Source organism: Streptomyces sp. NBC_01390, from assembly GCF_045040105.1.
GTDB lineage: Bacteria > Actinomycetota > Actinomycetes > Streptomycetales > Streptomycetaceae > Streptomyces.
Map to the genome: position 1 here is coordinate 2,711,744 of NZ_CP109551.1, position 13,795 is coordinate 2,725,538.

The 13,795-nt window shown below is 69.9% G+C and carries 11 protein-coding genes; 7 read left to right on the top strand and 4 right to left on the bottom strand.

The window, feature by feature from the left end; all coding sequences use genetic code 11:
- Positions 1-57: 57 nt before the first annotated feature.
- The 3 genes from OG241_RS12055 (at position 58) to OG241_RS12065 (ending at position 2,796) form a co-directional block, all read left to right on the top strand.
- Entirely contained in the window at positions 58-360 is a 303-nt protein-coding gene (locus OG241_RS12055) for a hypothetical protein (RefSeq protein WP_405815242.1), read from the top strand.
- Between the two features lie 180 nt (positions 361-540).
- On the top strand, positions 541-1,575 hold the full coding sequence (locus tag OG241_RS12060) for a phosphotransferase family protein (protein WP_405826164.1): 1,035 nt from the start codon (positions 541-543) through the stop codon (positions 1,573-1,575).
- Between the two features lie 6 nt (positions 1,576-1,581).
- On the top strand, positions 1,582-2,796 hold the full coding sequence (locus OG241_RS12065) for an acyl-CoA dehydrogenase family protein (RefSeq protein WP_405815243.1): 1,215 nt from the start codon (positions 1,582-1,584) through the stop codon (positions 2,794-2,796).
- Between the two features lie 224 nt (positions 2,797-3,020).
- Here the strand turns inward: OG241_RS12065 and OG241_RS12070 are convergent, their stop codons facing one another.
- From OG241_RS12070 to OG241_RS12080, 3 genes are all read right to left on the bottom strand, one after another.
- The gene (locus OG241_RS12070) at positions 3,021-3,614 is read right to left on the bottom strand and encodes a TetR/AcrR family transcriptional regulator (RefSeq protein WP_164317892.1); all 594 of its coding nucleotides are present in this window, start codon (positions 3,612-3,614) and stop codon (positions 3,021-3,023) included.
- Positions 3,615-3,676: 62 nt separating this feature from the next.
- Positions 3,677-5,362 carry a class I adenylate-forming enzyme family protein gene (locus tag OG241_RS12075; RefSeq protein WP_405815244.1) on the bottom strand — a complete coding sequence of 562 codons (1,686 nt, stop codon included), beginning with the start codon at positions 5,360-5,362 and terminating at the stop codon, positions 3,677-3,679.
- Positions 5,359-6,123, bottom strand: a complete 765-nt coding sequence (locus OG241_RS12080) for an SDR family oxidoreductase (protein WP_405815245.1) — start codon at positions 6,121-6,123, stop codon at positions 5,359-5,361. The genes OG241_RS12075 and OG241_RS12080 overlap by 4 nt, the downstream gene beginning before the upstream one ends.
- A gap of 196 nt (positions 6,124-6,319) precedes the next feature.
- On the opposite strand from OG241_RS12080, the gene OG241_RS12085 reads away from it, so the two are divergent.
- Together OG241_RS12085 and OG241_RS12090 are read left to right on the top strand one after the other, a co-directional pair.
- A complete protein-coding gene (locus OG241_RS12085; protein ID WP_405815246.1) occupies positions 6,320-7,558 on the top strand; it encodes an exo-beta-N-acetylmuramidase NamZ domain-containing protein in 1,239 nt (412 codons plus the stop codon).
- A 78-nt stretch (positions 7,559-7,636) separates the two neighbouring features.
- Positions 7,637-8,995: a serine-threonine protein kinase gene (locus OG241_RS12090; RefSeq protein WP_405815247.1), complete on the top strand. Its 1,359-nt coding sequence runs from the start codon at positions 7,637-7,639 to the stop codon at positions 8,993-8,995.
- Between the two features lie 70 nt (positions 8,996-9,065).
- On the opposite strand, the gene OG241_RS12095 is transcribed toward OG241_RS12090, so the two are convergent.
- The gene (locus OG241_RS12095) at positions 9,066-11,870 is read right to left on the bottom strand and encodes a penicillin acylase family protein (protein WP_405815248.1); all 2,805 of its coding nucleotides are present in this window, start codon (positions 11,868-11,870) and stop codon (positions 9,066-9,068) included.
- Between the two features lie 416 nt (positions 11,871-12,286).
- Here OG241_RS12095 and OG241_RS12100 point away from each other — a divergent pair, with 416 nt between their 5' ends.
- Both OG241_RS12100 and OG241_RS12105 read left to right on the top strand, forming a co-directional pair.
- Entirely contained in the window at positions 12,287-12,892 is a 606-nt protein-coding gene (locus tag OG241_RS12100; protein WP_006382008.1) for a hypothetical protein, read from the top strand.
- A gap of 69 nt (positions 12,893-12,961) precedes the next feature.
- Positions 12,962-13,681 carry a 3-keto-5-aminohexanoate cleavage protein gene (locus tag OG241_RS12105; RefSeq protein ID WP_405815250.1) on the top strand — a complete coding sequence of 240 codons (720 nt, stop codon included), beginning with the start codon at positions 12,962-12,964 and terminating at the stop codon, positions 13,679-13,681.
- Positions 13,682-13,795 lie beyond the last annotated feature (114 nt).

The window sequence follows — 13,795 nt, forward strand, 5'->3', positions numbered from 1 at the left end:
CGTCACCACCCGCACTTCCACCACTTCCGTACCCGCGATTGCCCGAAGGCGAGCATCATGAGCACCCCCACACTTCACCACGAACACCCGGCCCACGAGCACACCCACGGCCCGGGCTGCGGCCACACCGAGGTGCCGCACGGCGACCACGTCGACTACGCGCACGACGGTCATCTGCACCGCGCGCACAGCGGCCACTGGGACGAGTGCGAGCCCGGCGGCCACGTGGCGCACGAGACCCACGACCATGTGCACGGGGACGGCTGCGGGCACCCGAGCGTCCTGCACGGCGGCCACGTCGACTATCTGCACGACGGCCACCGCCACGCCGCGCACGACGGCCACTGGGACGACCACTGACCGTTTCCGGCCACCGGAACCCACCCGGAACCCGGAACCGCACCCCCGCCCTACCCGGCCGGCGTCTCCTTCCGCACACTGGAAGCGAGACGCCGGTCACTTTTCGCTCACCCACTGGACGACATACCGACCGGTCGGCATCATGAGGCAGGTCCTGTTTCCGTACGCGTAGGAGCGATGATGCCCCCGGACGACCTGCCAGGTCTCGATCTCGACCGGCTGCGCGGCCTGCTCGACGGCGAACGCCCCGGACTCGTGCACGGCCCCCTGACCGGCCGACTGATCGAGGGCGGCCGGTCGAACCTCACCTACGCGGTCACGGACGGCACCACCCGGTGGGTGGTACGACGCCCTCCGCTGGGCCATGTCCTGGCCACCGCGCACGACATGCGCCGCGAACACCGGGTGATCAGCGCCCTGCACCCCACCTCCGTACCGGTGCCGCGTCCCGTGCTGCTGTGCGAGGACGAAGCGGTGCTCGGATCCCCGTTCTACGTCATGGAGTTCGTGCCCGGCACGCCGTACCGTACGGCCGAGCAGCTCGCCCCGATCGGCCCCGCGCGGACCCGGGACGTGGTGCTGTCGCTGGTGGACACCCTCGTCGAGCTGCACGCGGTGGACCCCGCCGAGGTGGGCCTCGCGGACTTCGGCCGACCTGAGGGCTTCCTCGACCGGCAACTGCGGCGCTGGGCCAAGCAGTTGGACGCCTCCCGCAACCGCGACCTGGCCGGCATCGACGAACTGCAGGCGGCGCTCGGCCGAGCCCTGCCCCGGTCGTCCGCCCCGGCGATCGTGCACGGCGACTACCGGCTGGACAACGTCCTCATCGACACGGACGACAGGATCACGGCGATCCTCGACTGGGAGATGTCGACGCTCGGCGACCCGCTCACCGACCTGGGCCTGCTGGTGATGTACAGCATGCCGCTGGGCGCGCCCGACTCCCCCGTGTCCACGACCGCCGAGGCCGCCGGACATCCCTCCCCCACCGAGCTGATCGAACGGTACGCGGCGCGCTCGGGGCGCGACGTCTCGGCGGTCGCCTGGTACACGGCGTTCGCCTGGTTCAAGCTGGCCGTGATCCTGGAGGGCATCCACTACCGCTACACGCTGGGCCAGACGCTCGGCGCGGGCTTCGACCGTATCGGGGACCTGGTCCCCGTGTTCATCGAGCACGGCCTGACCACACTTCGCACAGGTCTCCAGGAAGGCTGATCCGTCATGGACTTCGCGTTCGACGCGCGCACCGAGGAACTGCGCGCCAAGCTCCTCGCCTTCATGGACGAGTACGTCTATCCGGCGGAGGCCGTGGCCGAGGAACAGCGGGCCGCGCTGGCCTCGCCGTGGGACACCCCGGCCGTGGTCGAGGAGTTGAAGGCCGAGGCTCGTAGCCAGGGCCTGTGGAACCTCTTCCTGCCCGACGCCCGGCACGGCGCCGGCCTCACCAACCTCCAGTACGCCCCTCTTGCCGAAATCACCGGCCGTTCCCCGCAGTTGGCGCCGACAGCGCTGAACTGCGCGGCGCCGGACACCGGCAACATGGAGGTGCTGGCGCAGTTCGGCGACGAGCAGCAGAAGAAGCAGTGGCTGGAGCCGCTGCTGGCGGGCGAGATCCGCTCGGCGTTCGCGATGACCGAGCCCGAGGTGGCCTCGTCCGACGCGACGAACATCGAGACAAGGATCCGGCGGGACGGCGACGACTACGTCATCACCGGCCGCAAGTGGTACATCTCCGGGGCGATGAACCCCGACTGCCGGATCTTCATCGTCATGGGCAAGACCGACCCGGACGGCGCCGACATCCGCCGCCAGCAGTCGATGATCCTGGTCCCCCGGGACACCCCGGGCGTCACGGTCAAGCGGGCGATGCAGGTGTTCGGCTACGAGGACCACTCCCACGGCGGCCACGCCGAGGTGATCTTCGACGAGGCGCGGGTGCCTGCCGCGAACCTGATCGGCGAGGAGGGCAGCGGCTTCGCCATCGCGCAGGCGCGGCTGGGCCCCGGCCGTATCCACCACTGCATGCGGCTGATCGGGATGGCGGAGCGGGCCATCGAGCTGATGTGCCGCCGGGCCGTCTCCCGGACGGCGTTCGGCAAGGCGCTGGCCCAGCAGGGCGTGGTCCACAACTGGATCGCGGACGCGCGGGTCACGGTGGAGCAGCTGCGGCTGCTGGTGCTGAAGACGGCGTGGATGATGGACACGGTGGGCAACAAGGGGGCGCACGCGGAGATCCAGGCGATCAAGATCGCGACGCCGCGTGCGGTGGTCGACATCATCGACAAGGCGATTCAGCTGCACGGCGCGGGTGGGGTGAGCCAGGACTTCCCGCTGGCGGAGCTGTGGGCGAGCGCGCGCACACTGAAACTGGCGGACGGCCCGGACGAGGTACACCAGCGGTCCCTGGCCCGACGTGAACTGAAGCGGTACGTGTAGTTGTCTCGCCCCCGCCGCCCCTACCCGTCCCATCCTCGGGGGCTCCGCCCCCGAACCCCCGCTCCTCAAACGCCGGAGGGGCTGAAAATACCAATGCCGGCCGACACCTCCAGCCCGTCCGGCGTTTGAGGACGAGCGCGTTCAGCGCGAAGCGGGGGTCTGGGGGCGGCAGCCCCCAGGGACAGGATGGGACGGGTAGGGGCGGCGGGGGCGAGAAACCGCCCTTACGGGCGCAGCGCTCGCAGCAGCAGGTCCGCCAGTTGTTCCGCGACCTCCGTCGAGCTCAACGGGCCCTCCGGGCTGTACCACGTCGACAGATGGTGGATGGAACCGAAGTGGTAGTCCACCACCAGGTCCGCCGAGGTCGCCCTCGAGAAGACACCCGTCTCCTGGCCCTCCTCGATCAGGGCCCGGAAGCGCTCGTGGTACCGGCGTCTTTCCGCCCGCACCTGCTTGTTCTTCTCCGGGCTCAGATGATGCATCGAGCGGAAGAAGATCATCGCGTCGTCGAGGTTCTCGATGGTCGTGACCACCACATCCGCCGCCGCCCGCCGCAACCGCTCCTCCACCGGCGCGTCCGCGTTCGCGAACGCGTCCAACCGCTCCTGCTGAACCCGGAGCACGCGCGCGTACACCTCGTGCAGCAGGTCGTCCTTGGACCCGAAGTAGTGGTACAGCGCCCCCTTGGTGACACCGGCCGCCTCGACGATCTCCTGCACGGACGTGCGGTCGTACCCCTGTTCCGCGAAGAGCCGGGTGGCGGCGGCCAGCAGCCGCTGCGGGACGGGCGTACCGTCACCGTCCGTCGTCCTGGGCACTACCGCCACCAGCCTTCCCATACGTTTCACCGAAAGTTGCCTACAAGTCGCCTACGAGTCGCCTACTGAGAGTCCCCTGACCGGGTACGCAGTTCCCGACGGAGGATCTTTCCGGTCGCCGTCTTCGGCAGCTCGGGCAGGATCTCCACCTGCCGCGGGTACTTGTAGGCGGCCAGTCTCTCCTTGCAGTACGCGGCGAGCGCGTCCGGGTCCCCCTCCGCGCCCGGCCGCAGGCTGATGTACGCCTTCACGGTCTCGCCCCGGTACCCGTCGGGCACCCCGACGACGGCCGCCTCACGTACCGCCGGATGGGTGTACAGCACGTCCTCGACCTCCCTCGGCCACACCTTGAAGCCGGACGCGTTGATCATGTCCTTCTTCCGGTCGACGACGTACAGCCACCCCTCGGCGTCCATGAACCCGATGTCGCCGGTCCGCAGCTCCCCGTCGGGGAAGGTCTCCGCGGTGGCCTCCGGGAGCCGCCAGTAGCCGGGGACCACCTGTGGTCCCCGTACGAGGATCTCGCCCTGCTCCCCGAAGGGAACGTCCACGCCCTGGTCGTCGACGATCCGTACGACGGTGTCGGGGCCCGGCACGCCCACGGCGAGCGTCCCGGAGACCGGGTCGACGGGAGCCTCCAGGGCGGGCGGTACGGAGGCGCAGGGGGCGGTGCACTCGGTGAGGCCGTAGCCGTTGCGGATGTAGGGGCCGAAGCCGGCCCGGAACTTCTCCACGAGGGCGGGCGGCAGTGGGGCGCCGCCGGAGGAGATGTGCCGGAAGGAGGAGAAGTGGTCGGGGGTGACGGCCGGGTGTGCGGCCAGGGCCATGAAGGCCGTCGACGGGCCGACCGTGTAGTGCGGGCGGTGCTCGGCGAACGCGTCCAGGACGACACCGGGCTCGAAGCGGTAGGCGAGGACGAGGGTGCCCGCGCTGTTCAGACTGGCGCCGAGCTGACAGACCATGCCGGTGATGTGGAAGAGGGGCGCCATCGCGAAGTAGACGGGCGCCTCGGGCAGCGGCAGCCCGGTCCGCTGCCGTTCCGCGTTGTACATGATGTTGGCGTGGGTGTTGGTGGCTCCCTTGGGGGAGCCACTGGTGCCGGAGGTGTAGCTGATCAGCGCGATGTCGGCGGGGCGCGGATCACGATCGTGGGCGTCGGGGGCCTGGTGGCCGTAGCTGGCGACCGCCGTCAGATCCTCGGCGTCCGGGGCCTGCGGCAGCCGCTCGAACGCGAGCACGCGCGCGTCACCGCGGGCCTGGAAGTCCAGCTCGCAACCGGTGAGCACGATCCGCACCGGAGAGTCCGCCGCCGTCTCCCTCAGGTACGACTCCCAGGCCCGGTCGGAACAGATCAGCGCGGCCACGTCACCGTCCCGCAGGACATGGGTGACCTCCCCCGACTTGTACATCGGGTTGACGGGGACGACGGTCGCGCCCGCCTTCCAGGCCCCCAGCAGGGCGAGCACGAAGAGCGGCGAGTTCTGCAGCAGGACGGCGACCCGGTCGCCGCGCTCCAGCCCCCGGGTGACGAGGTACCCGGCGACGGAGTCGCTCAGCTCGTCGACCTCGCGGTGGCTGAGCCGGCCGTCGAAGTAGGCGAGGAAGGTACGGTCCGGGACCTCGGCGGCGGTCCGGCGCAGCGCGTGGACGAGTGAGTCGTCGGGGCTGACGGGCCCGCGCTGGGCGTCGTCGAGGAGGCCGAGCCAGGGCTTCGCCCCGTACCGGGAGCCGGTGTCCGCGTCGGTCATCGGGTGGCCTCCCACTTCTGCTGGATGTGGTTCATGCTGGTCAGCCAGTGGTCGGGGTCTGCGGCCCGCGCCCGGTAGTAGTCGGCGACCTCGGGGTGCGGCAGGATCAGGAACCGGTCCTCCTCGATCCCCTGGAACAGCGCCTCCACGACCGCCTCGGGTTCGATCGCGGTCGGCGCGAGCACCAGGTCGCCCGCGCTGCCGGTCCCGGCCAGCATGTCCGTCCGCACACCCTGCGGGCAGATGGCGTGCACCTTGAGTCCGCGGTGGCGGTACGTCAGCGACAGCCACTCCGCGAAGGCGTACGCACCGTGCTTGGACACGCTGTAGGGCGCCGCGCCGATCATGGTGAGCAGCCCGGCGGCGGACACGGTGGACACGAAACGGCCGCTGCCGCGCTCCAGCCACTCCGGCAGCAGCTCGTTGGCCGCCCGCACGTGCGCCATCACGTTCACGTCCCAGGCGAGCGCCCAGACCTTCTCCTCGGCCGCCTCGGACCCACCCGAGGGAAGCCCGGCATTGGCGCAGTAGACATCGACGGTCCCACCAAGAGCGGCCCGGGCCTCACCAACGATCACGGAGGCGTCCCCGGCCACCGCGATCCCCCCTATCTCAGCGGCAACGGCTTCGGCCCTGTCCCCGTCCAGGTCATTGACGACCACCCGGGCCCCTTCGGCGGCGAACCGCCGGGCCATGGCAGCCCCGATCCCGCCCCCCGCTCCGGTGACCACCACTCCGGCACCCTGTACGACTCCCACCATCGGTCTCCCTTGACGCAAGACGGCTCCAAGTGCGACCAGACTAACCGGTCGGTATGTTGCAAGAAAGGGGTGCGGCAACTCCCCAGGGGCGCGGGGAACTGCGCGACCAGCCACAACGAACCCGCACCCTACGAACTACATGCGGAAGCGCATACGGTGCCACCACCACCCGCACCGCCTCATGGAGGGAACCCCCATGCCCCTGTCCAGACGCGGCCTCCTGACAACAACCGCAGCAGCCGCAGCCCTACCGGCATGCGCAGCAACAACCACCGAACACCGCCCCAAAAAACTCCGCACAGGCTTCGAGAACCTCACCGCCAGGAACTACGCCCCGCTCAACGGCAAAAAGGTCGGCCTCGTCACCAACCCCACCGGCGTCACCAGGGACGTACGCCACATCGTCGACGTCATGCAGGCGGACGACCGGGTGAAGCTGACCGCCGTCTTCGGCCCCGAGCACGGCTTCCGGGGCACCGCGCAGGCCGGCGGTTCCGAGGGGCGCTACGACGACCCGGCGACCGGGCTCCCCGTCTACGACACGTATCTCAAGAGCGGCCGCCCGCTCGCCGACATCTTCACCGCCTCCGGCGTCGACACCGTCGTCTTCGACATCCAGGACGTGGGCGCCCGCTTCTACACGTACATCTGGACGCTGTACGACTGCATGGAGGCGGCCCAGCTCGCGGGCAAGTCCTTCCTCGTGCTGGACCGGCCGAACCCGGTGACCGGACGGGCGGCCCTCGGGCCCGTGCTGCACAGGGAGTTCGCGACGTTCGTCGGTCGGCAGCCGATCTGCCAGGCCCACGGGATGACAGTGGTCGAGCTGGCGCGGCTGTTCAACAGGGAGTTCCTGGCCGCGCCGGTGGAGCTGGACGCCGTACTGATGTCGGGGTGGAAGCGGTCGGAGTTCTACGACGCGTCGGGGCTGCCCTGGGTGCCGCCGAGCCCGAACATGCCGACGCCCGACACCGCGCTGGTCTACTCGGGGACGTGTCTCTTCGAGGGGACGAACCTGTCGGAGGGGCGCGGCACGACCCGGCCCTTCGAACTGCTCGGCGCCGAGGGGATCGACCGGCGGTGGGCCGCCGCGGCCGAGCAACTGGGGCTGCCCGGCGTGCACTTCAGGGAGGCGTACTTCGCGCCGACCTTCTCCAAGTTCCAGGGAAAGACCATCGGGGGCGTGCAGATCCATGTGCACGACCGGGCGGCCTACGACCCGGTGCTTACCGGGGTCGCGTTGCTGGTGACATCCAAGAAGGTCTGGAGCGGCTTCGGTTGGCGCTCGGACAACTGGATCGACAAGCTCACCGGCTCCACTCTGGTGCGCACGATGATCGACGCGGGAGCCGGTCCCGACGAGGTCGTGGCGGGCTGGCAGGAGGAACTGGCGGCGTTCCGGCGCATGCGCGGGAAGTACCTCATCTACAAGTGAGCGTGACGTATGGCCAACTCCCCCTGTTAGCGGGACGATACGCCCCACATCACCACACCACGGGGGACGGGGAATGTCATGGCGGATCCGGAGATGAGTGTTTCTCCCTACTGGGAGCTGACGTTCGACGCGGACGGCGACGCGGACGGGCGCGAACGGGACCGGCTGCTCGCGGAGGTGAAGGCTCGTCAGGTGCGTGACCTCATCGTCTTCGCGCACGGCTGGAACAACGACCGGTCCATGGCGACCCAGCTCTACAGCAGATTCTTCGAGGCCGTCCCCGCACTCGCCCCCGTGACCGCCAGGATCGGCTACGTGGGGGTGGTGTGGCCGTCGATGCGCTTCACGGACGAGCCGATCCCCGACTTCCAGCGGTCCATGACCGCCACCGTCCTGCCCGAGACGACCGGTCGGCCCGGGCTCGACAAGGACACCCGGCAGGCGCTCGTCGAGACGTTCCCCGGGCGGGCCACGGTCGTCGAGCAGATCGCCGGACTGCTGGACCGGCAGCCGGGCGACGACGAGGCCCTGGAGGAGTTCGGGGGGCTGGTGCGGCTGCTGGTCGAGGTGCCCCCGGAGGCGCCGCAGACGGGGTTCGCGGCGGACCTCCTCCTCTCGGGCGGCGAGCCGGAGGGCACCCCCGAGATGTTCGCGGGGAGCACGGCGGAGGTCTGCGAGGAGTTCGGCCGGGCCCTGTCCCGGCCCGAATCCCCGGACGCCGTCGCCGAGTTCGCACTGCCCAATCCCTGGAACGGCGCGAAGGAACTGCTGCGGCAGGCCACGTACTACGCGATGAAGAGACGGGCCGGAACCGTCGGCGAGCGGGGTCTCGGGCCGGCGCTCGGGCGGCTCGCCGCGGCGGTGCCCGGGGTGCGGGTGCATCTCGTCGGGCACAGTTTCGGAGGGCGCCTTGTGTCGTTCGCGCTGCGCGGGCTGCCCGAGGGGGTGCGTACGGTGAAGTCGGTGACGCTGCTCCAAGGGGCCTTCTCGCACTACGCGTTCGCGGCCGAGCTGCCGCACGACCCGCACAGCGGGGGCGCGTTGAAGGGTCGGCAGAGCCGTATCGACGGTCCGCTGGTGTGCTGCTACTCCCGTTACGACGGGGCGCTCAGCACGTTCTATCCGCTGGCCTCGCGCATGGCGGGCGAGAGCCAGGGGGTCCTCGCGGCCGACCGGCCCGTCGCGGGCTTCACCGTCGCGGAGGCGCTTGGCCCCAAGTGGGGTGCGATGGGCCACGACGGTGTCCAGGCCGTGCCGGGGACGGTCGGGTTGACGATCGCCGAAGCGCTGGCGGCGGGGAAGCTGCCGGTGAGCGGGTGCGTGAACGTCGACGCGGCGGCGGTGGTCAGGAACGGCGGGGCTCCCTCGGGAGCCCACAGCGACATCTGCCACTCGGAGTTGGCGCAGGTGGTGCTGGCGGCGGGCCGTATCCACTGATCCACTGACCCGCCGCCGGCACCACACAGGTGCCTCAACTGCTACTGGCGTTACCGGTTGTCACCCGTTGTCACCGGTGTGAGGTGAACTCGACGACCTGCTGGAAGGTCGGACGGTTCTGCCAGCTGATGTTGTAGTGCTTGATGCCTCCCAGGGTGCGCTGGACGATCGAGTCGGCGCACCACTGGTTGCCGGCGGCGCAGAGGGTGTCGCCGGGGTAGACCTGGGCGGCCGTCTTGCCCGCCGCGGTCTTCAGGGTGCTGATCAGGATGTCCCGGCAGCCGCTGAGGGTGCCGCCGCCGCAGTACTTCTGCGTCAGCCCGCCCTGCACCGGGTCACCGAGTACCGCCCGGATGTCCTTGTCGACGTAGCTCCACCAGCCGTACTGGAAGGAGCTTCCCGCGTGTGAGCCGGTCGGGCCGTGTGCGGCCGAGGGTGCCTCGTCGACGGGGAGGTTGGTGGTGATGGCGGTATAGAGGTCGGTGCCGAGGCCCGGCTGGAACTCGGCCTGCACCAGCAGCGGCCACCAGGCGTCCAGGATGCGGATCGCGTCGGCGTTGGCGTACGTCTTCGAACCCGCCGACGTCTCCGTGCGCTTGGCGCCCGCGGTCGCCCACGCGGACAGCTTGCTGACGGCCGCCGCGGCCGTCGTGTCGGTGACCGTCGAGCTGTTGACGACCCGCAGCAGCTTCGGCAGCACGTCCTCGGCCCGCAGGTCGGCGAGCGCGGCGTCGGCCATCGCCTTCACCAGCTGCACCCGGGTCACGCCGCCCGCCGCGACGAGTTTCTTGACCCGGTCCTCCAGGAGGTTGCCGCGATGGACGGAACCGTCGCCCCAGGAGGCGGTGGTGTAGTCCTTGGCCTGTTTGTTGTTCCAGGAGATGTAGTAGTCCTGGTCGACCGAGTTGGGGTGGGCCGAAGGCGGCGTGTAGTCGGCGGTGTTGGTGGTCGGGTTCCAGTTCCGCCACTCGTACGCGGACTGTGCCCAGACCGGGAACTCGGCGTCGACGCCGGTCGCGCGCACCGGGTTGTCGCCGCTGTTGTAGTACGCGGTGTGGGTGGAGTCGGCGTAGAACCAGTTGAAGGTGAAGTTGATGTGCTGGACGGCGGACTGGAAGGTCGCCGGGCTCTTCACGTAGTCGGGGTCGTTGAGCATCTGGAAGCCGATGATCGAGTCGGCCTCGTGCATGTAGGAGGAGCGCAGGTTGGCGTAGGCGACCTTCTTGCCGCCGACCGTCGCCCGATGGCTCACCGGGCCGTACTTGGTGCGGTAGACCTGCATCCGGTAGGAGCCGGCCGCCGTGCCGTCGGCCGTGGTCGGCTTCCAGGCGTTGGTCTGCTCGAGCTTCTCCATCGCGATGCAGGTGCCGTGGTAGAGGTAGTGGAAGTCGTCCTGGCAGAGCTCGACCGCGTACGAGTCGATGATGTCCTGCCCGGAGGTCGTCGCGCTCCACGCGTAATCCTGGCCGCGGCCGAGTTCGACGTACATGCTCAGGCCCGCGAACGAGGCACCGCGCGCGCTGATGCCCGGGCCCTGGATCTCCTGGAGCATGAGCAACTGCGGGGCGAAGTAGCCCGTCTGCGGACCGAAGACGGCGATCGGGTGGCCGCTGGCGGTCTTCGCGCCGCTCACCACCAGGGCGTTGGACATACCGCGCTTCGCGGAGGTGAGGGCGGTGGCCGTCGCCGTGCTGGAGGCGCTGGTCGCGGTCGCGGTGGCGGCGCTGCCCGTACGGTCGTACACCAGCGGTTCCTCGGCGACCGTACCGGCGTCCGGCAGGGCCTCGCCCTGCGGGTTGGCGGGCGCGGTCGCGTACGGGAAGCTCTCGCCGTTATGGACGGTGAGGGCGGCCTCGGGGTCGTTGCGCTCGCGGAACGCCTCCCAGACCTTGGTGCCCTCGGCGACACCGTACTGGGACTGGGCGGCCATCAGCGCGATCGCGTTGTTGACCTCGCCGCCGCCGCCGGAGCCGAAGAGCGCGCCGATCACGGAGGCCAGCGCGACCAGGTCGGTGGTCTTGAAGTGCTGGATGGTGCCCGCGTTGGTGACGGAGTCCTTCCAGCCGGTGAGGACGTACTCGCCGGGGAAGTAGCGGCCGCTGTCGGAGGCGTCGATGTACGAGTTGATGCCCGCGACATAGGCGTTGACGTCGGCGAGTGCCTGCTGGCCGCGGGCGCCGTTGGTGGCGACCGCGTTGTCTATCTGGGCCTGGAGGTCGGCCTCGGTGTAGGGGGCGTGGCGCCAGAACTCCTGCTCGAGGCCCTGGTTGGAGGGGTCGCCGCCCGCGAAGGGGGTGAGCTGGCCGCGTCCGACGTGGCGGAAGACGTCCATCAGCCAGAGGCGGTCCTGGGCTGCGGCGTACCCGGCGCCGAACTCGGTGCCGTAACGGGTGGTGCCTGTGATGTGCGGCACACCCGTTTTCTTGTCACGGACGATCGTCACGTCGGTGCGGCCGGCCGGGGCCAGGGTGGAGGCGACCTGGTCGGCGGCGACCCCGAACGAGGAGTCGTTGAAGAAGTTGTTGATCGTGGTGTTGGTGAGACCGGTGTACCCCGTGGCCAGGTTGGCATAGGGCCCGAGCTGGTCCTCGGCGTGGTCGGGCTGCGAACCGAAGGCCTGGTTCAGGAGGATCTGGGCGAGGGTCGCGTTGCCGTTCTCGCCGGGCGGCAGGATGTCCGAACACTGGCCGCCGCAGTAGTCGTTCGCGGCGGCGGCCTGGGCCTCGGTCGCCGGGGAGAGCGGAGAAAGCGGCGACAAAAGACCGGCAATGAGTGTGCATACGGCTGCGGTCTTCAGGAACCCGAAGAGTCCGCCGGGAGTTCTCAGTCTGTCGAAGGTTCTATCGACGGTGTTGCCTGGGGTGCGCCGTGACATGGCAGCTCCTCCGGACCGGGGGGTGGGCCACTCCTAGCGGAGTGGGCCAGAGGTTACCGCCGGTATCCCCGCGATAGAAGATGAACATGCGTCACTTTTGAACAACGTGGTACAGGAATTGCGTTGGGGAGTGCGGGGGCACTTCGAGGCGCTGGAAGCGAAGCCGGTTCCGGCGCCGTGCTCAACAGGTGTTGCACAGACAACCGACAGGTGCGGGAGGTAACCGTGAAGGGTGGTCCGGCGGACGGCTTAGAGCCGTTGACGTCGGTCCCGAGGGGGCCCGGCGAACGGCTTATGGCCGTCATCGGAAAACAGATGGAGCCGAATCGCTTGTCGATACGTCTATTCGGCGACGTCCGTTCGACGACGCCGAAGTGACCGAAGTACAGGTGCAGATGTGACGGAGGTGCAAGGCGATGGCCGGTTTCCGGAGTCTGGCGAGACAGGTGCGGGACCCGCGGTGCGATCTGGCGCTGCGGCGGTACTCGCTCCGTAAGTGCCTTGAGCGGTTTGCCCCTTACGGGCACAGGGCGACCTGGGACCACCTGTGCTCCCGGGCCGGGTTCGGACCGGAAGACCGCTCCCCCGATCCAGCGCGGCTCGTGGCCGCACTGGACGAGCTGGAGGAAGCGCGCTCGGTCTGGCAGGCGTACGAGGTGGAGTTCGCGAAGCGCCGCAAGAAGGAGAAGTTCGACGGGCTGCGCAGGCCCGGAAGCGTGGACGACTGGCATCGGCTGACCTGGGGTGGGTTCGGGGTGGCCTGGTGCGACGATCCGGGGGTGCACCCCCACGAACCGCTGGCCGAGGTGCTGCGACGGCTGATCGCCGCCCTGGAACGCGAACCGGGCTCGGTGTGCCCGGTGTGCGACGGGGAGCGCCTCACGTGGAAGTACGACCTGGCCCATGAGCCGTCGTCGGGTCCCGTCTGCACGGAGTGCGGCATCGTGGTGCCGCGGCCCGTACTGACCCCCGAGGCCCTGGCGGAATCCAGGCGCGGCCGGCTGCTGCTCGCGTCGGCCTGAGCACGACGGGGGTGCGCCGGGGATGCCGCACCCCCCAATCGAACCGGCCGTGGATGGCACCATCGGGGTATGACGCAGGTGTGTCTCAACGGCTCCCGGGGCGCCTCGCACGGCGCGCTGATTCCGCTGTCGCCGGGAGCGATGGCGGACTCCGCGGCCGATGCGGTACTGGCCGGGGCGACCGACGTCCACGTCCATCCCAAGTCTCCCTGCGGACAGGACACCCTGTCGCCGCGCGCGGTCGCGGCGACGCTGACAGCGATACGGTCTCGGGTCACCGTGCCCGTCGGCGTGACCACGGGCGCCTGGGCCGAGCCGGATCCGGCGCGGCGGCTGGAACGCGTGAGTGGCTGGACGGTGCTGCCCGACCACGCCTCCGTCAACTGGCACGAGCCGGGCGCGGAGGAACTGGCGGCCCTTCTCATCGGCCTCGGGGTGGGTGTCGAGGCCGGCATCCGGTCCGGGACGGACGGGGCGGCACGCTTCGCGGCCTCACCCCTCGCCTCCAAGGTTCTGCGTGTCCTGGCAGAGGTGACGGACACCGACCCGACCACGGCCGAGGCGACGGTGCACACCCTCCTCACCGACCTCGCCGCGTCCCCCCACGGCCGCCCGATCCTCCTGCACGGCGAGGACACCAGCACCTGGCCGGTACTCCGCCTCGCGGCCCGACGGGGCCTGGCAACCCGCATCGGCCTCGAAGACACCCTCCACCTACCGAACGGCGAACGGGCCCTGTCCAACGCCCAGTTGATAACGACAGCCCTGGCGGCCACACACCACCCCTAAGGGACGCGGAAACACCGCGACCAGCCCCCACCCTCCAGGGGCACGGCGAACTCCTCGACCAACCCCCACCCTCCAGGGGCGCGAGGAACTGCGCGACCAGCCCCCACCCGACCC